The organism is Flavobacterium luminosum, from assembly GCF_023635005.1.
GTDB classification, from domain to species: Bacteria; Bacteroidota; Bacteroidia; order Flavobacteriales; family Flavobacteriaceae; genus Flavobacterium; species Flavobacterium luminosum.
On sequence record NZ_JAMLJM010000005.1, the window covers coordinates 199,679 to 215,504 of the forward strand.

16 protein-coding genes and 1 rRNA gene are annotated in these 15,826 nt (G+C 33.8%); 12 read left to right on the forward strand and 5 right to left on the reverse strand.

Features of this window, described 5'->3' with window-relative positions; genetic code table 11:
* Nucleotides 1–7: 7 nt before the first annotated feature.
* Genes NAT50_RS08500 through NAT50_RS08510 form a run of 3 tightly spaced genes read right to left on the reverse strand, consistent with a single transcriptional unit; the run spans nucleotide 8 to nucleotide 2,241 of the window.
* Nucleotides 8–367, reverse strand: coding sequence for a cupin domain-containing protein (locus NAT50_RS08500; RefSeq protein WP_250592845.1), 360 nt, complete (start codon nucleotides 365–367; stop codon nucleotides 8–10).
* Nucleotides 364–732 carry a DMT family protein gene (locus tag NAT50_RS08505; RefSeq protein ID WP_250592846.1) on the reverse strand — a complete coding sequence of 123 codons (369 nt, stop codon included), beginning with the start codon at nucleotides 730–732 and terminating at the stop codon, nucleotides 364–366. The genes NAT50_RS08500 and NAT50_RS08505 overlap by 4 nt, the downstream gene beginning before the upstream one ends.
* A 3-nt stretch (nucleotides 733–735) precedes the next feature.
* Nucleotides 736–2,241, reverse strand: coding sequence for a helicase HerA-like domain-containing protein (locus NAT50_RS08510; protein ID WP_250592848.1), 1,506 nt, complete (start codon nucleotides 2,239–2,241; stop codon nucleotides 736–738).
* Between the two features lie 364 nt (nucleotides 2,242–2,605).
* Here NAT50_RS08510 and NAT50_RS08515 point away from each other — a divergent pair, with 364 nt between their 5' ends.
* From NAT50_RS08515 to NAT50_RS08560, 9 genes are all read left to right on the forward strand, one after another.
* Nucleotides 2,606–3,439 (forward strand): MotA/TolQ/ExbB proton channel family protein, encoded by an 834-nt coding sequence (locus NAT50_RS08515; protein WP_250592849.1) that lies wholly within the window; start codon nucleotides 2,606–2,608, stop codon nucleotides 3,437–3,439.
* A 58-nt stretch (nucleotides 3,440–3,497) separates the two neighbouring features.
* Nucleotides 3,498–4,118 carry an ExbD/TolR family protein gene (locus tag NAT50_RS08520; protein ID WP_250592850.1) on the forward strand — a complete coding sequence of 207 codons (621 nt, stop codon included), beginning with the start codon at nucleotides 3,498–3,500 and terminating at the stop codon, nucleotides 4,116–4,118.
* Nucleotides 4,119–4,136: 18 nt separating this feature from the next.
* A complete protein-coding gene (locus NAT50_RS08525) occupies nucleotides 4,137–4,682 on the forward strand; it encodes an ExbD/TolR family protein (RefSeq protein ID WP_250592851.1) in 546 nt (181 codons plus the stop codon).
* A gap of 24 nt (nucleotides 4,683–4,706) precedes the next feature.
* Nucleotides 4,707–5,528, forward strand: a complete 822-nt coding sequence (locus NAT50_RS08530) for an energy transducer TonB (protein WP_250592852.1) — start codon at nucleotides 4,707–4,709, stop codon at nucleotides 5,526–5,528.
* Nucleotides 5,529–5,751: 223 nt separating this feature from the next.
* Nucleotides 5,752–6,663 (forward strand): PstS family phosphate ABC transporter substrate-binding protein, encoded by a 912-nt coding sequence (locus NAT50_RS08540; RefSeq protein ID WP_250592854.1) that lies wholly within the window; start codon nucleotides 5,752–5,754, stop codon nucleotides 6,661–6,663.
* 17 nt (nucleotides 6,664–6,680) lie between these two features.
* A complete protein-coding gene (locus NAT50_RS08545) occupies nucleotides 6,681–8,369 on the forward strand; it encodes a tetratricopeptide repeat protein (RefSeq protein WP_250592855.1) in 1,689 nt (562 codons plus the stop codon).
* A gap of 169 nt (nucleotides 8,370–8,538) precedes the next feature.
* Nucleotides 8,539–9,171 (forward strand): 7-carboxy-7-deazaguanine synthase QueE, encoded by a 633-nt coding sequence (locus NAT50_RS08550; RefSeq protein ID WP_250592856.1) that lies wholly within the window; start codon nucleotides 8,539–8,541, stop codon nucleotides 9,169–9,171.
* A 347-nt stretch (nucleotides 9,172–9,518) separates the two neighbouring features.
* Nucleotides 9,519–9,911: an energy transducer TonB gene (locus NAT50_RS08555; RefSeq protein WP_250592857.1), complete on the forward strand. Its 393-nt coding sequence runs from the start codon at nucleotides 9,519–9,521 to the stop codon at nucleotides 9,909–9,911.
* Between the two features lie 108 nt (nucleotides 9,912–10,019).
* Complete coding sequence (locus NAT50_RS08560) at nucleotides 10,020–11,177, forward strand: aminotransferase class V-fold PLP-dependent enzyme (protein ID WP_250592858.1); 1,158 nt, start codon at nucleotides 10,020–10,022, stop codon at nucleotides 11,175–11,177.
* On the opposite strand, the gene NAT50_RS08565 is transcribed toward NAT50_RS08560, so the two are convergent.
* Nucleotides 11,167–11,871 (reverse strand): class I SAM-dependent methyltransferase, encoded by a 705-nt coding sequence (locus NAT50_RS08565; RefSeq protein WP_250592859.1) that lies wholly within the window; start codon nucleotides 11,869–11,871, stop codon nucleotides 11,167–11,169. The two genes, NAT50_RS08560 and NAT50_RS08565, sit on opposite strands and share 11 nt — an antisense overlap.
* A 66-nt stretch (nucleotides 11,872–11,937) precedes the next feature.
* On the opposite strand from NAT50_RS08565, the gene NAT50_RS08570 reads away from it, so the two are divergent.
* Nucleotides 11,938–12,435, forward strand: a complete 498-nt coding sequence (locus tag NAT50_RS08570; RefSeq protein ID WP_250592860.1) for a YkgJ family cysteine cluster protein — start codon at nucleotides 11,938–11,940, stop codon at nucleotides 12,433–12,435.
* Between the two features lie 15 nt (nucleotides 12,436–12,450).
* On the opposite strand, the gene NAT50_RS08575 is transcribed toward NAT50_RS08570, so the two are convergent.
* Nucleotides 12,451–13,677: an exo-beta-N-acetylmuramidase NamZ family protein gene (locus tag NAT50_RS08575; RefSeq protein WP_250592861.1), complete on the reverse strand. Its 1,227-nt coding sequence runs from the start codon at nucleotides 13,675–13,677 to the stop codon at nucleotides 12,451–12,453.
* Between the two features lie 6 nt (nucleotides 13,678–13,683).
* On the opposite strand from NAT50_RS08575, the gene NAT50_RS08580 reads away from it, so the two are divergent.
* Together NAT50_RS08580 and NAT50_RS08585 are read left to right on the forward strand one after the other, a co-directional pair.
* Nucleotides 13,684–14,937 (forward strand): ABC transporter permease, encoded by a 1,254-nt coding sequence (locus tag NAT50_RS08580; protein WP_250592862.1) that lies wholly within the window; start codon nucleotides 13,684–13,686, stop codon nucleotides 14,935–14,937.
* A gap of 767 nt (nucleotides 14,938–15,704) precedes the next feature.
* Nucleotides 15,705–15,826: ribosomal RNA gene (locus tag NAT50_RS08585) — 16S ribosomal RNA — on the forward strand; the annotation flags it as partial.

Genomic DNA, 15,826 nt, shown 5'->3' on the forward strand with positions numbered 1-15,826 from the left:
ATTTAAATTATTCTTCCCGATGAACACTGTCCATTGAAAAGGCTGGGAGGCAAATAGCTAGATATTCACATGGTTCTTCGAAAGGATTGGAATATTGTATGCGGGTGTTTTTTTCTATTTTAATAGATTGACCAGCTTCCAATACGATAGTTTCTCCTTCAATGATGAACTGTTTTTTTCCTTTAATGATATAGGTATATTCATCAAATTCAGGGGTTTGAAAAGGTTCGCTCCATCCCGGAGGTGCTACCATGTGTGCAATGGAAACATCGCGATTTTGAGTGGTAAGACCATGATGTTCTTCAATTAATTTGCCATCGGTTGTGGGTACAACAAAAGGAGCTGATTGAATAAAATATTTTTTCATTTTTTAAAGATAAAATAAACGGATAATACTAAAAAACACATTCCTACTAAATGATTCCACTTAAGGCTTTCATTTTTAAAGAAAATCGAAGAAAACAAAACGAAAATAACGAGTGTGATTACTTCTTGAATTACTTTTAATTGCAATAAAGAAAATGGTCCACCATTGCCTTGAAAGCCAATTTTATTGGCAGGAACTTGAAAGCAATATTCAAAAAAGGCTAATCCCCAACTAATTAAAATGATGGTTATTAAACCTGCATTTTCAAACCATTTTAATTCTTTGAATTTCAAGTGTCCATACCAAGCTAAAGTCATAAATACATTGGAAAGAACTAATAAACTTATGGTAATGTATCCTTTCATGATTTATTTTTTTAAAACTCTCATCAAAACATTAAAAGCTCCGCGAATGAACGTAGCACTCGTAACCGCCTTCACCACTTGTTTTCCAATAATTTCTCCCATTCCCGGATCTTTACTACTTCTTTTTTCTACTTCTTTTACAGTTGCTTCCTCAGAAATCGCATCTATTTTTTGAGTTAGCATTTCATAAGCGCTTTCTCTGTCGATCACTTCATTGTATTTTGGTACAAGTTTAGAAGCATTGTTAAACGTAGAGATTTCTTCCTCCGTTAAAATGTCCATTCTGCTTTCAGGTGCTCTCATCATGCAAGCAACTAATGGTGTTGGAATTCCTTTTTCATTAAGAGCGGTAACCAATGCTTCTCCAATTCCTAGTGAAGTGATAATTTCGTCGGTTTTGTAAAATTCTGAAAGAGGATAATTCTCTGAAGTTTGCTTTATGGCCTGACGATCGTTAGCTGTAAAAGCTCTCAAAGCATGTTGAATTTTCAAACCCAATTGCGATAATACTTCTTTGGGAACATCCATTGGATTTTGAGTAATAAAGTAAATTCCAATTCCTTTGGAACGAATCAACTTAACAATAGTTTCAATTTGATTGAGTAAGGCTTTACTAGCTTCATTGAAGATTAAATGCGCTTCATCAATAAAAATAACCAATTCCGGTTGTTCAACATCGCCTTTTTCGGGCATGGTATTATATACTTCCGCCAAAAGATTTAACATGAAAGTCGAAAACAATTTAGGTTTGTCTTGTATGTCGTTCAAGCGTACTATGTTTATGTAGCCATAACCTTTTTCATCAATACGCATCAAGTCTTCAATATCGAATGATTTTTCTCCAAAAAACACTGCTCCACCTTGTTGCTCCAATTCGATAATTTTACGAAGAATAGTTCCTGTGGTAGCGGTAGAGATTTTACCATACATTTCTGAAATTTCATCTTTCCCTTCTTCAGTAATGTAATTCATAACCTTTTTAATGTCTTTCAAATCCAACAAAGGCATTTTTTTGTCATCGCAATATTTGAAAATTACAGCAACCACCCCAGTTTGAGTTTCATTTAAATCTAAAATCCTTGAAAATAAAACAGGGCCAAATTCAGAGACAGTGGCACGTAATTTAACTCCAGGTTGTGCGGAAAGAGACAGGAATTCTACTGGAAATCCTTTGGCGTTAAAGGGAAGGCCAATTTTGGCGTGTCGTTCTTTGATGAAATCTTTTTCTTCTCCGGCAACGGCTATTCCTGAAAAATCACCCTTGATATCCATCATTAAAACAGGAATCCCATTTTGAGATAATTGTTCAGACAGAACCTGAATAGTTTTTGTTTTTCCCGTTCCCGTTGCTCCGGCAATTAAACCGTGACGATTCATGGTTTTTAGCGGAATGCTTACAGGAAGAGAGAATGCGTTTCCATCTAGAATAGCGCCTCCTAAAACGATACTTGTACCTTTACAAGTGTATCCTTGTGTGATAGCATTTTTAAATTGTTCAGTTCGATCCATAAAATTGGTATATTATGTGCAATATAGTGTTTTTTGCTATTTTCTTACTAAAAATTGGCTTGATTTTTGATATAAGTTAAATATTAAACAAATTTTATCTCTCTTGTTTTTAATCGCATTTTGTTGCATATTTATCAATGTTTTAAGTTTTATTTAAAAAAAGCTTTATCAAATTTTTAAAAAAAAATCAAATTAACATAATGATTCGCAAAGAAAAGGAGTCTTTACACTTGTAATTTTTAGTTTTATGTGTTATAAAAGTTAAAAAAAGATTTTTTTATTAGAAGTAATCGGTTAAATTTGCTCTCATTATACTATTAAAACAATAGAATTAATCAATTAAAAAAATTTAAATTTTATTAAAATGGCAAACAACGTTAAAGTTCAAAAGAAAAAAGAACAAGGTTCAAAAGGAGGAGATATTTTCTCTGGTCTTGTAATTGCAGCATGTATTTTCGTAGGGTATTTGATTTTTAAACTTGTAATGGGAGATCCTTCTAACTTTGAAGGAGGAAATCCAGATGGGCATCCACTACCTGGAAACTACTTAGGAATGGTGTATAAAGGAGGGGCAATTGTACCTGTGTTGATGGGATTATTGTTAATCGTAGTTGTTTTTTCGTTTGAGCGTTTCTTTGTTATCAGCAAAGCGGCTGGTAAAGGTAATTTAGATGCATTCATGAAAAAAGTACAAGCAAGCGTAAACGGTGGTGATATCGACGGAGCTATCGAAGCTTGTGATAAACAACAAGGTTCTGTTGCTAATGCAATCAAAGCTGGTTTAATTAAATATAACCAAGTTAAAGCAGAAGGTTTTACTTCAGAAGAAGCTACTGAAACAATACACAAAGAAATTGAAGAGGCAACTTCATTAGAAATGCCAATGTTAGAGAAAAACTTAACTATTATCTCTACTTTAGTGTCATTAGGTACATTAGTGGGATTATTAGGAACAGTAACAGGTATGATTAAAGCGTTCGGTGCGTTAGCAACTTCAGGTACTCCTGACCAAGCAGCGTTAGCAAACGGTATCTCTGAAGCACTTATCAACACTGCAACAGGTATCTTTACTTCTGCAGTAGCGATTGTTGTTTATAACTTCTTTACTTCTAAAATTGATACTTTAACTTATTCAATTGATGAAGCTGCTAATACGATTGTAAATACTTACAGACGTTTCAAAGGAAGCTTAAAATAATAATTAACCCGTTGTAGCCATTATGTTTTTATGTAATGGTGATTGAAAAAAAAATAATATGGCAGTAAAAACGCAAAAAAAAGCAGGAGCAATCGATATGACTGCTATGTGTGACGTATCATTCCTATTGCTTACGTTCTTTATCTTGACTGCTACTGCAAAACAACCTGAACCGTTGGCTGTAGATACGCCAAGCTCAACAGTGCAGACTAAACTACCTGAAACAGGATTAGCTACACTAACAGTAGGTAAGGGTAAAGTATTCTTCGGATTAGTTGATAGAGATATCAGAGTGAGAACTCTTGAACTTATGGGGCAAGAGTATGGTGTAAGCTTTACAGAAGAAGAGAAAACTCGTTTTTCTCTAATTGATGGTTTTGGTGTTCCTATTGGTAGCTTAAAGCAAATTATTGCAATGAGCGGTTCTGATAGAAACAAAGAAGGATTACAACCAGGAATTCCAATGGATTCTATCGATAAGAAGAAAGATGAATTGTCAAGATGGATCTTTAACGCTCGTTCGGCAAGTGCTGAGTTAAAAAACACAGACTTAAAATTTGCCATCAAGGGTGATGCTCAATTAGAATATCCAGCTATTAAGCGTGTAATGGATGTTTTACAAGACCAAGACGTAAACAGTTTCAATTTGGTAACTGGATTACGTGGGGAAGATTTTTAACAGTATAAAAATTAAGAAATGGCAGAATTAAATACCGACGACGGTGGTGGCAAAAAAGGCGGCAAGAAGGTAAGAAGTAAAAAATCGAACGCTAAGGTAGACTTAACGGCGATGGTGGACTTAGCTTTCCTTTTGATTACCTTCTTCATGTTGACCACTTCGTTATCAAAGCCACAGTCTATGGACTTGGGATTGCCGGACAAACAAAAAGAGAATGAGCCTCAAGACGATATCGAGGTTGCTGATAACCGTACGATGACTATTTTGTTAGGTGAAAATAACAAAATTAAATGGTACATGGGACAATTCGGCGCTCCACTAGAAGGACCAAGTGATTCTTCTTATGGTAAAGCAGGTATTCGTCAGGAGATCTTATCAAAAGTGAAGTCGGTTCCTGAGGCTACAGGTGATCCAAAAAAAGGTTTGATTGTTATTATTAAGATGGATAAAAAGACCAATTATAAAAACATGGTCGATATTCTTGATGAAATGGCTATTGCAAAAGTTCCTACTTATGCATTAGTAGATATCACTCCGGATGAGAAAGCTTTGCTTTCTAAATAATATTAATCCTAACAACTATTTATAATGAAATTAGATTTGTTTACATCGCAGTGGTTAGATTTAGTATTTGAAGGACGTAACAAAAAGTATGGTGCTTATGCGTTGCGTAAAGAAAATCCTAAAACTTCACTACGTGCGTTATTGTTAGGTGGAGTAGTTTTTGCATTGGGAGTTAGTCTTCCGAAAATTATCGAATTAATCCCAACTGGAGATACTGCAGAAAAAGCATTAGATGAAAAAGTGGTATTGATAGATTTGAACAAACCAAAAGAAAATGTTCCACCACCACCACCTGAGAAGAAACCGGAACCACCAAAACCTAAAGTTGATGAAGTAAAATTCGTGAAACCTAAAGTGGTTGAGGCGGCAAAAGTGACTGAAGAGATCAAAACCATGGAGGAATTGAAAGATAAGAACATTGCAGAGAAAGACCAAAAAGGTGATGAAAATGCAAAAGTAACTATCGATCAACCTACAGGAGATTCTGATAAACCGGCTGAAGTTGTAGATAACAACGTATATAGCTCAGCAGGTCTAGAAGTACAACCTGAATTCCCTGGAGGATGGGGTAAATTTGGTCAGTTCGTAGCTCAAAAATATAGAACTGACGAGATCTCTGAAAGAGCAGGTCAAGAATTAAAAGGTAGAATTATTGTTGAATTCGTAGTTGAAAAAGACGGTAGTTTAACAGATATTAATGTGGTACGTGACTTAGGTTATGGAACAGGTGATGAGGCTATTAGAGTTTTAAAATCTATGCCTAAATTGAGACCTGGAGAACAAAACGGAAAAAAAGTACGTGCTAAGTTTAGCTTACCAATTTCAGTTACTATTACTTCTGAATAAATGAGTAATTACAGAAATAATTCAGGAAAGAAATCGCTCTTTGAGCGATTTCTTCTCGTTATAGGTATATTGTTTTTTGTTGTATACCTACTTATGGGACTCGCTATTTTGTTCTGGGATAAACTTACCTTACCTTTATCTCAAGAATATAGAACAGCTCTAGGAGTCATTATTATTGTATATGCTTTTTTTCGATTTATACGTTTCTTTCAAAAATCTTAACATGAAAAAAATATATTTAACCGTTGCTGTTGCGCTTTCCTTTTTAGTTTTTTTTAGTTGTAATAAACAAAAACAAGGAACCGGTTCAGATACAATCTTAACAGGAAAAGCAACTATTTTGGTAGATGAAACTATTTTACCAATCATTGAAGATCAGGAAATGGTTTTTGAGAGTCAATATGATGCAGATTTAACTCTGGTAGGAATGTCGGAGACAGAGATTGTGAAAAATCTTGCTGAAGGAAAAAATGATCTTGCTATTCTTACTCGTGAGCTTACTGAAGGAGAAGCAGGTTATTTTGCTGAAAAGAAAATTAAACCCAAAGTAACACCTTTGGCAACAGACGGTATTGCTTTTATCTCTAATAAATCTAATGGTGATAGAAAAATTGATTTGAAAGAAATTATCGCTTTTATGAAAGGTGATGACTCTAAATTTTCAAGTTTGGTTTTTGATAACGCAAATTCAAGTACGGTTAGATATTTTAAAAATTTAGCAGGAATCGAATCTTTGCCAACAAAGAATTTATATTCTTTCAAGACAAATAATGAAGTAATTAAATTCGTAGCTGATAATCCTGGATCTGTTGGAATTGTAGGTGTAAATTGGTTAATGCAGCCGATGCCTGAATTTCAAAGTACCGTAGATAAAGTAGCACTTTTGGAAGTAAAAGCAAATAATGGTACCTTTGTTTTACCGACCCAAGATTTCATGGCTTCTGGATTATATCCTGTAACAAGAGAAATTAAAATGTTAAATTATCAAGGATATTCAGGTTTAGGCATGGGTTTTGCTTCATTTGTAGCAGGAGAAATTGGTCAACGAATAATTCTTAAATCAGGACTTGTACCATTTCGAATGCCAGGAAGAAATATAATCATCCGAAAAGAAATAGAAAAAAAGAATAATTAAAAGTAAATCTTAACACAATGAATAAATTTAAATTTTTCAGTGTCGCTTTATTAGCATTGGGTTCTTCAGCTTTTGCTCAGGATATTGCATCTGCTAAAAAAGCTATAGATGCTGAACAATATGAGAAAGCAAAATCAATTTTAAAATCAATCATCAAAACTACTCCTGAAAACGGAAGAGCTGCTTTTCTTTTAGGGAAAGTGTATCTAAAACAAAATGCTCAGGATTCTGCTAAAATTGCCTTTTTAAATGGTTTAGAAGCAAAAGAAGGTGGCGTATTTAACTACATTGGATTAGGGCAAATTGATTTAGATAAAGGAAACGAACAAGCGGCTCAATTCAATTTCGATCAGGCTACTGCAGGAATGAGAAAGAAAGATATCGAGCAATTTGTATATATTGGTCAAGCTTACACTAATTCGGACAAACCAAATTATAAAAAAGCTATTGAAGTTTTAAATAAAGCTAAAGCTGTCAATATCAATGATGCTGCAACACTAATTTCTTTAGGAGATGCTTACACTGGTGACAAAAACCAAAATGAAGCTTACGCATCTTATAGAAATGCTTTTGATGCAGATAACACTTTAGTGAGAGCTAAAATGCAACAAGGAGTTTTACTTAAAAATGCAAAAGCTTTCAATGAAGCTAAAAATGCTTTGGAAGAAGTAGCAAAAGCAAACCCTTCTTACGGTCCAGTATATCGTGAATTGGCTGAAACTTATTTCGGTTGGTCAACTTTTGATAAAGCCAATAGTGCTGAATACAAGAAAAAAGCCTTAGAAAACTATGAGAAATACATGAGTCTTACTGATTATTCATTATCGTCGAAATTACGTCGTATGGACTTCTTGTATGTAACTAAAGAGTTTGATGCTTTAGAAAAAGAGACTGAAGAATTGAAAAAATCAGGGAATGTAGACCCTAAAGTTCTATTGTTCTCTGGATATATTGCCTATGAAAAAGGAAATTATCAAATGGCTATTGCTGATTTGGAGAAATACGTTGCTACTCCAAACGCAAGACCTTTTGCTCGTGCCTTCATGTATTTAGGTTTATCACAACAAAAATTAGCTTTTACTCCAGCAGCAAATCCAAACGACAAACCAGTGGTTGATCGTGCAAAATTTGATGCAAGTATCGAGAACTTTAAAAAAGCAGCAGAGATCGATAAAACACAATTAATTGAGTTGAGTGATCTTGGTAAATCTCTTTTTGAGAAGAAAATGTATGTTGAAGCAGCAGCGGTTTGTGAAGTAGCATTATTAAATACAGAATCAAAAAACAAATTGTATGATAATTTCTTTTTAGGATATTCATTGTATTTCAATAATTACGATAAAGATGCAAAAGATATGAGTGTTGAGGAACTTCAAAAAGCGGATAAGGCTTTTGAAAATGTTGCAACAGCTTCTCCAACAACTCAAGATGCACACTTATACCGTGCTCGTGTAAACAGCTTGTTAACAGATCCGTTGGCTGCTGAGCAAATGGCGAAAAGTTATGAAGAATACACCAAAGTGGTAACTACTAAAGGACCAGAAACGGTTGAAAAGAACAAAGCCAAAATGGTGGAAGCTTACAATAACTTAGCTAAATATTTTGGAAAAACTGATAAAGTAAAAGCTTCTGAATTTGTAACTAAGGCTTTAGCTTTAGATCCTGCAGATGCTGATGCTCTAACGTTAAAAAATGCTTTGAAATAATTCTGAGTAATAACAACTTTAAAAAACCACTTCAATAACGAAGTGGTTTTTTTGTTTTTAAAACTATTGATCTTCAAGGTTAAAAAGTTCCCAAAAGGAAGCGATTTAGGAATCATTCCAATGGTTTTCTTCAATCTATTAACTATCTTTGCACCCTATTTTTTCAATTATGCTTAAAAAAGAAATTCAGTTGGCAGTCGAAAAGGGTGAGATGCTTCCTTTAATGGAAGAATTTTACACCATACAAGGAGAAGGATATCATACAGGTACGGCAGCCTATTTTATTCGTATAGGAGGTTGTGATGTGGGATGTCATTGGTGCGACGTAAAAGAAAGCTGGAATGCCGAATTACATCCCCCAACAGCTGTAAGTACTATTGTTGACAATGCGAAAAAATTCGCAGAAACAGTTGTGGTAACTGGTGGCGAACCGTTAACATGGGATATGACAAAGTTGACTGCTAAACTGAAAGAAGAGCATTTGCGAGTACATATTGAAACTTCTGGAGCCTATCCTGTATCAGGAACTTGGGATTGGTTTTGTTTATCACCGAAGAAAACCAAATTACCAGTAGAGGAAGCTTACGAAATTGCAGACGAATTAAAAGTAATTATTCATAACAAACACGATTTTCAATTTGCTGAAGAACAAGCAGCAAAAGTGAATGATAAGGCTATTTTGTTTCTACAACCTGAGTGGAGCAAAAAAGAAGAAATGACACCACTGATTGTTGATTATGTCATGAATCATCCAAAATGGAGAGTTTCTCTACAAACTCATAAGTATTTAAATATTCCATAATTTTTTTTCTACATAAGGGTGAATGTCTGACACTATTGAATTTAATTTTGTAGTGACACAGACATTTTATGCCTTTTTTTATGAAGATATTTTTTCGTAATCAATCTGCTGTAAATGATGTGGCAATGGCGAGTTCAGCAAAGTAATGTTGATAGCTTTTGACTTTTTTTTGGCTTTAACTGTTAAAAGATATGTTATTCATTAAAATTTTAACATATTAATATTTTGTTAATAAATTTTTAATATATATTTTTACAGAATCATTATGATGTAGATTATTTCTGCCCCAGAGAATTAACCTATTTGAGTTTTGGATTGATTATTAACTTTAAAATACCACAGTAATCATGAAAAGAATATTACTTATTACGCTTTTTTTCGTAACCCAATTTTGCTTTTCACAGGCTCCAATGAGCGTGATGGATAAACAAGCACCTATTCCTTATGAAGTAGTAGAAAATCAACCTTTATATCCGGGAGGAATCAATGAATTCATTAAGTTTATCGGTAAAAATTATAGAGTTCCAGAAGTGGAAGGTCTTAACGGTGTTGTTAAGGTAAGTTTTGTAATTGACACCAATGGAGCTGTTACTGACGTGAAAATAGTGAATGATTTAGGATATGGAAGCGGAGAAGAAGCAAAACGCGTAGTTCAAATGTCACCAAAATGGACACCTGGCGATCAGGAAGGTAAAGCGGTTAGAGTATTGTATACTTTGCCGATAACGATTAGAAATTAAAATACTATTAGACAAAATTTACTTACGTTATATAGTTTTTATAAAAATAGATGAATAGTAACCCAACTTATGTTGGGTTTTTTTATTTTTATTGAAAATAGTAAACAAATGAAAACATTATTTCAGTTAGATGATTCCATTACTTTTTTAAATCATGGTTCTTTTGGAGCTTGCCCGAAGCCTATTTTTGAAGAGTATCAACGTATCCAAAAAGAGTTGGAGTTAGATCCTGTTAATTTTATTACAAAAAAACAACCTGAATATTTAAAAGTAGCACGAAAATCACTTTCTGAATTTGTCGGTTGCCATTATAACGATTTGTATTTTGTTCCAAATCCTACCTTTGCTATCAACACGATAATGCGTAGTTTGAATTTAAATCCCGGCGATGAAATTTTAGCTACAAATCATGAATACGGAGCGATGGACAGAACTTGGAATTTTTACAGCAAGAAATCAGGTATTAAATATGTTCGTCAGCCAATATCGTTGCCTATAACTTCCAAAGAACAAATCCTAGAAGAATTTTGGAAAGGCTATTCTTCAAACACTAAAGTAATTTTTCTTAATCATTTTTCTAGTGCTACGGCGTTGATCTTTCCAGTAAAAGAGATTTGCGATAAGGCGCAAGAGCTAGGACTTATCACCATTATAGACGGAGCCCATGTTCCCGGACATATCGACTTGAATTTAACCGAATTGAATCCAGATTATTACACTGGTACGTTACACAAATGGATGTTGGCTCCTAAAGGATCTTCTTTTTTGTATGTAAAAAAAGAATTTCAAGCGGATTTAGAACCTCTGATTGTTTCTTGGGGATATGAAAGTTTGTATCCCGGCGAAAGTCTATTTATAGATTATCATGAATTCAGAGGAACAGAAGATCTTTCGGCTTACCTCTCAACTCCCAAAGTGATTGAATTCCTGAAAGAGAAAAACTGGCAAAAGGTTTCCGAAAAATGTAAGAAACTAGTAGTAGAAAATTATGCTAGATTTTGTAATTTATTAAATACTCAACCTATTTGTCCGATAAATAATGAATTTCTTGGTCAGATGGCTAGTATTCCTATTCGAACTAGTAAACCTCTTGAATTAAAAGAAGTCTTGTACAATCAGTATAAAATTCAAATTCCTGTAATGCCGCTGAACAATCAGATTTATATTCGTTATTCAATTAATGCTTATAATTCACAAGAAGATTTGGATATATTATACAGTGCATTGGAAGATATTATAGCTAAAACCGATTTAATTACAATGTAAGTTTGGCTAAATAATCATAGTGTTTGCCCTCTATCAATAATTCGCAGTTCAAGCCATTGGCATGGGCTGCATTTTGTAGGGTGTTGTAATCGATGTACAACCAAGGGAAACTTGCATCGGTCTCATTTTTATAATGTACAGTAAATATCAATTCTCCATAATAACCAGTAGCAGGAATTTCATAGGCACCATCTTCGTCTTGGTCAAACATATAAATTAGATCGGAAGAATCAATTAAAATTTGCCCCTTTTCAGAAACTAATGTTTTCAGTTTTTGAAGATATTGTGCGGTGTTTTTTAAAGTACCGAAAATTCCTGTACCGTTCATTAATAATAAAATGGTATCAAATTTTTCGTTTTCTAAATCTAAAATATTTTGTACTGAAGCATTTTGTAACCCTCTTAATTTACAGGCTTGAATTGCATTGGGAGAAATATCAATAGAAGTTACGTCAAGTTTTTTTTCGTTTTGAAGATACAATGAATGACTTCCTGCTCCGCAACCAACATCCAAAACACGTCCTTTACTGAGTTGTAATGCTTTTTGCTCCAACAGAGGCATTTCTTTGAAAGAGCGAAACAAATAGGCAGTACTCATGGCATCCGCTTCGGAGATATTGGTTTCTGTGATAATATCTTCGGGAGAATTATTGGTCTGATAATCTAAAATAGCTTTTCCAAATAAATCGAGCATTTTGTTGAAAATTTAAGGTTTGCGGTTTAAAGTTCTATAACTTTGCATCTTTAAAAAATTGACACCTTGACAAATCCATCAATTGATACATTAAAAAGACTTGCCAAAGATAAGCATAACGAAAACAAAAAGTATTTCGATAAGCTGAAAAAGAAAACACCAAAGAATATTGATTATGTTATGCAGGAATTGCATGATGCTGAGTTTAAAAAAACGGACTGCTTAACTTGTGCTAATTGTTGTAAAACGACGGGACCTTTATTTACTTCGGCAGATATAGAGCGAATTGCAAAACATTTCAAAATGAAACCACAACAATTCATCGATCAGTATTTGCGAATAGATGAAGATAATGACTATGTTTTGCAAAGTGTTCCTTGCACATTCCTAGATTCAGAAAATTATTGCATGATTTACGATGTTCGTCCGAAAGCATGTAGAGAATTCCCCCACACAGACCGCAAGAAATTTCAGCAAATTGCCAATTTGACTTTAAAAAATGTCGAGATTTGTCCTGCGGCTTACAATATAGTAGAAGAAATGAAAAAGAAAATGCCACTGTAAAAGTGGCATTTCTTATTATTGATATATTAGATAGTGTTTTCGAGTAATTTTGAATTTTTCTAAACCTTCTTTCCAAGAATCTCTGATCTCTTTTTCAGTATTACCGTTTTCAATTTGTTGTTGTAATTTTTTGGTTCCGGCTAATTTGGTAAAAAAGTCATTAAAAAAAGTATTTTTAGTTGCTGAGTTTTCTTTGTAAGCTTTTATCAACCATTTTAATTCTAGTCGATTGATTTTTTCGATTTTAGTCAAATTCTCACCAAAACATTCGACCCCATTCCAAACAGGATCTTTAGCCCCAAGATTAGGTTTAGGAGTAAAACTGAAACCAGTATTTTTTAGATATGGAGAGCCGTAGATCTGGAATTGCATGTCAGTTCCTCTGCCTACACTTACATTAGTACCTTCAAAAAAACACAAAGAAGCATATAAATTTATGGCTTGTGCATTAGGTAAGTTCGGCGATGGTTTAACAGGAAGATCATAAAACATATCTCTTTTATAATTTTTACATGGAATCACTTCTAGCTGACATTGTATTCCATTTTTCAACCATTTTTCTCCATTAATCATTTTAGCATATTCTCCAATAGTCATTCCGTGAAGTACCGGAATCGGATGCATCCCTACAAAACTTGTAAATTCTTTTTCTAAAATAGGACCATCAATAATCCCTCCATTAGGATTAGGTCTATCCAAAACAAGCAAAGGGATATTGTTTTCTGCACAAGCTTCCATGACATAATGCAAGGAAGAGATATAAGTATAAAAACGAGCACCTACATCTTGCAAATCAAAAACCATAATGTCGATGCCTGCTAATTGTTCGTTTTTTGGTTTTTTGTTGTTTCCGTAAAGTGAAATAATAGGCAGACCGGTTTTTGTGTCTTTACCATCTTTGATTAGTTCACCGGCATCGGCAGTTCCTCTGAAGCCATGTTCTGGTGCATAAATTTTTTGCAAATTCACTTTCTGGTCTAGTAAAAAATCGACTAGATGTATTTTCTGGGTCAAAATACCGGTTTGGTTGGTTACAATACCTACTTTTTTATTCTTTAATATAGGAAGGTAATCTTCATGGTTATCCGCTCCGGTCCTTATCGATTGGTCTTCTATGGTTTCTGCAGTAGTGTTTAGTGCAGTTCTTTTTTCTGTATCGATACTTTTCTTGCAATTTCCGCACGAGACTATCGTTAGGAACAAGAATAAAAATGTATTTTTGAAAATCATTTTGTAAACCATTATCTTTTGAATTTAGAGTATTTTATAGCGAATCGTTTAACCAAGGCTAAAAACCATAAAAGTAATATATCTTCGCCAATTATGAAAATAGCCATAGCGGCTATTGCTATCGGTTTAATTATGATGATTATTGCCGTAGCGACCGGTATGGGCTTACAGCAAAAAATTCGAGAAAAAGTATCTGCTTTCAATGGGCATATCATTATTTCCAATTTTGAAGACAATCAATCGCAAGCCAGTATTCAACCCATTTCAGTCCACCAAGATTTTTATCCTAAATTCAATACAGTTAAAGGAATCAAACACATTCAGGCTGTTGCTAGCAAAGCAGGTATCATTCGTACAGATAAATCTTTTGAAGGTATTGTTTTTAAAGGAGTAGGTAAAGATTACGATTGGAATAATCTTTTAGAATATATCAAAGAAGGAAGAATCCCAAATCTTAAGTCTGATTTAAATAATGAGATTGTCATATCAGAATATTTAGCAAACCGATTGGAGCTAAAAATTGGAGACAAATGCAACACCTTTTTTATGAAGGAAGGTGAAAATAAGTTGCCTAATCTTAGAGTGTTTAAAATTGTAGGGATTTATAATTCTGGATTCCAGGAATTTGACGCTTCTTATCTAATTGGAGATATTCGTCATATTCAGAGAATCAATAAATGGAAATCTGACGAGGTGGGCTCTTTCGAAGTTTTTGTCACCGATTTCAGCCAAATCGAACAAAAAGGCGAGGAGGTCTACAGTCAAACTCAGAACAAACAAGATCCAGCCAAAACACTCAATACTGAAACGATAGCTGAAAAATATTTTTACATATTCGAATGGCTCAAACTATTCGATTTTAATATAATTGTTATCCTTATCGTAATGATTGTTGTGGCTACAATTAATATGGTGGTGGCATTATTAGTCATGATTTTAGAGCGAACACAAATGATTGGAATTTTAAAATCATTGGGTGCAGACAATTGGTCGGTAAGAAAAGTGTTTTTGTACAATGCTTTTTATCTAATTTCAAAAGGCTTGCTTTGGGGTAATATAATAGGTATAGGTTTATTGGTCATACAAAAGCAATTCGGGATCATAAAATTAAATCCGGAGAATTACTACGTAAATGTAGCTCCAGTCGATATTAATCCAATTCATATCGTCATGCTCAACCTTGGAACTATAATAATATGTCTCTTGGTACTATTAATACCGTCGTATATCATTACCAAAATTTCTCCGGTTAGAGCCATCAAGTTCAATTGATTCTTTATTTAGTGTTCTGGCGTGTCCCTTCGGGTCGGGCTTTTTGCTGTATCTTTTATTCCACGGACTACATAAAAGGATGCCGCTTCAATCCCTCACGCGGAGTGAAGGGTATTATAGGAGTAGGCATTTTCAAAGTATACTATATATAATAAGTATATCACTAATATAAGAATAACGCTTGAGTAATACTCATTGAATACTATTTCAAAAAAACTTTACTATGTAAGTAGTTGATTAGTAGTGTAGAAAGAAATAGGGTTAAAAAAAATGCAAAAAAAGGTTAGGAAATGTAAAAAGAAGTGGTACTTTTGCACCCGCAATCAAGCACAAGTTCATAGTAATCATGTAAAAGAATCGGAGATAAGGTTTAGAAAAAAAACTTTAAAAAAGATTTGGATTGTAAAGGAAAAGGTTTTACCTTTGCCACCCGCAAACGAGCTAAAAAGCGAGTTTACAAAACACTTAAAACGATATGATTTGAGTGAAGCAAAAAGAGTTCTTTGTTAAATATTGAAAAGAAAACAGACTGAAAATTTTCTCAAAAAAAAGTTTCAAAAAGTTTTGCAAGTTTAAAAAAAGTTTTCTACTTTTGCACCCGCTAACCGAGAGGGGTTAGCGATAAAAAATAAGAAGAATACGTTCATAGACATATTGAATTGACAGCCGTTTCAAATAGTGATATTTGAAACAAATAAAAATGAGAGTAAGAGGAATCGAGAGATTCGAAAAACCTAGCATCTTTGTCTAAAAATATTTAAAATTATACGATGAAGAGTTTGATCCTGGCTCAGGATGAACGCTAGCGGCAGGCTTAACACATGCAAGTCGAGGGGTAGAGTTAGCTTGCTAACTTGAGACCGGCGCACGGGTGCGTAACGCGTATGCA

What these genes read in the sequence shown, in the direction of transcription:
- NAT50_RS08565 (WP_250592859.1), bottom strand. Translation starts at nt 11,871, where the DNA reads ATGCTCGATTTATTTGGAAAAGCTATTTTAGATTATCAGACCAATAAT.
- NAT50_RS08500 (WP_250592845.1), bottom strand. Translation starts at nt 367, where the DNA reads ATGAAAAAATATTTTATTCAATCAGCTCCTTTTGTTGTACCCACAACC.
- NAT50_RS08540 (WP_250592854.1), top strand. Translation starts at nt 5,752, where the DNA reads ATGAAAAAAATATATTTAACCGTTGCTGTTGCGCTTTCCTTTTTAGTT.
- NAT50_RS08530 (WP_250592852.1), top strand. Translation starts at nt 4,707, where the DNA reads ATGAAATTAGATTTGTTTACATCGCAGTGGTTAGATTTAGTATTTGAA.
- NAT50_RS08520 (WP_250592850.1), top strand. Translation starts at nt 3,498, where the DNA reads ATGGCAGTAAAAACGCAAAAAAAAGCAGGAGCAATCGATATGACTGCT.
- NAT50_RS08515 (WP_250592849.1), top strand. Translation starts at nt 2,606, where the DNA reads ATGGCAAACAACGTTAAAGTTCAAAAGAAAAAAGAACAAGGTTCAAAA.
- NAT50_RS08575 (WP_250592861.1), bottom strand. Translation starts at nt 13,677, where the DNA reads ATGGTTTACAAAATGATTTTCAAAAATACATTTTTATTCTTGTTCCTA.
- NAT50_RS08505 (WP_250592846.1), bottom strand. Translation starts at nt 732, where the DNA reads ATGAAAGGATACATTACCATAAGTTTATTAGTTCTTTCCAATGTATTT.
- NAT50_RS08555 (WP_250592857.1), top strand. Translation starts at nt 9,519, where the DNA reads ATGAAAAGAATATTACTTATTACGCTTTTTTTCGTAACCCAATTTTGC.
- NAT50_RS08510 (WP_250592848.1), bottom strand. Translation starts at nt 2,241, where the DNA reads ATGGATCGAACTGAACAATTTAAAAATGCTATCACACAAGGATACACT.
- NAT50_RS08560 (WP_250592858.1), top strand. Translation starts at nt 10,020, where the DNA reads ATGAAAACATTATTTCAGTTAGATGATTCCATTACTTTTTTAAATCAT.
- NAT50_RS08545 (WP_250592855.1), top strand. Translation starts at nt 6,681, where the DNA reads ATGAATAAATTTAAATTTTTCAGTGTCGCTTTATTAGCATTGGGTTCT.
- NAT50_RS08525 (WP_250592851.1), top strand. Translation starts at nt 4,137, where the DNA reads ATGGCAGAATTAAATACCGACGACGGTGGTGGCAAAAAAGGCGGCAAG.
- NAT50_RS08550 (WP_250592856.1), top strand. Translation starts at nt 8,539, where the DNA reads ATGCTTAAAAAAGAAATTCAGTTGGCAGTCGAAAAGGGTGAGATGCTT.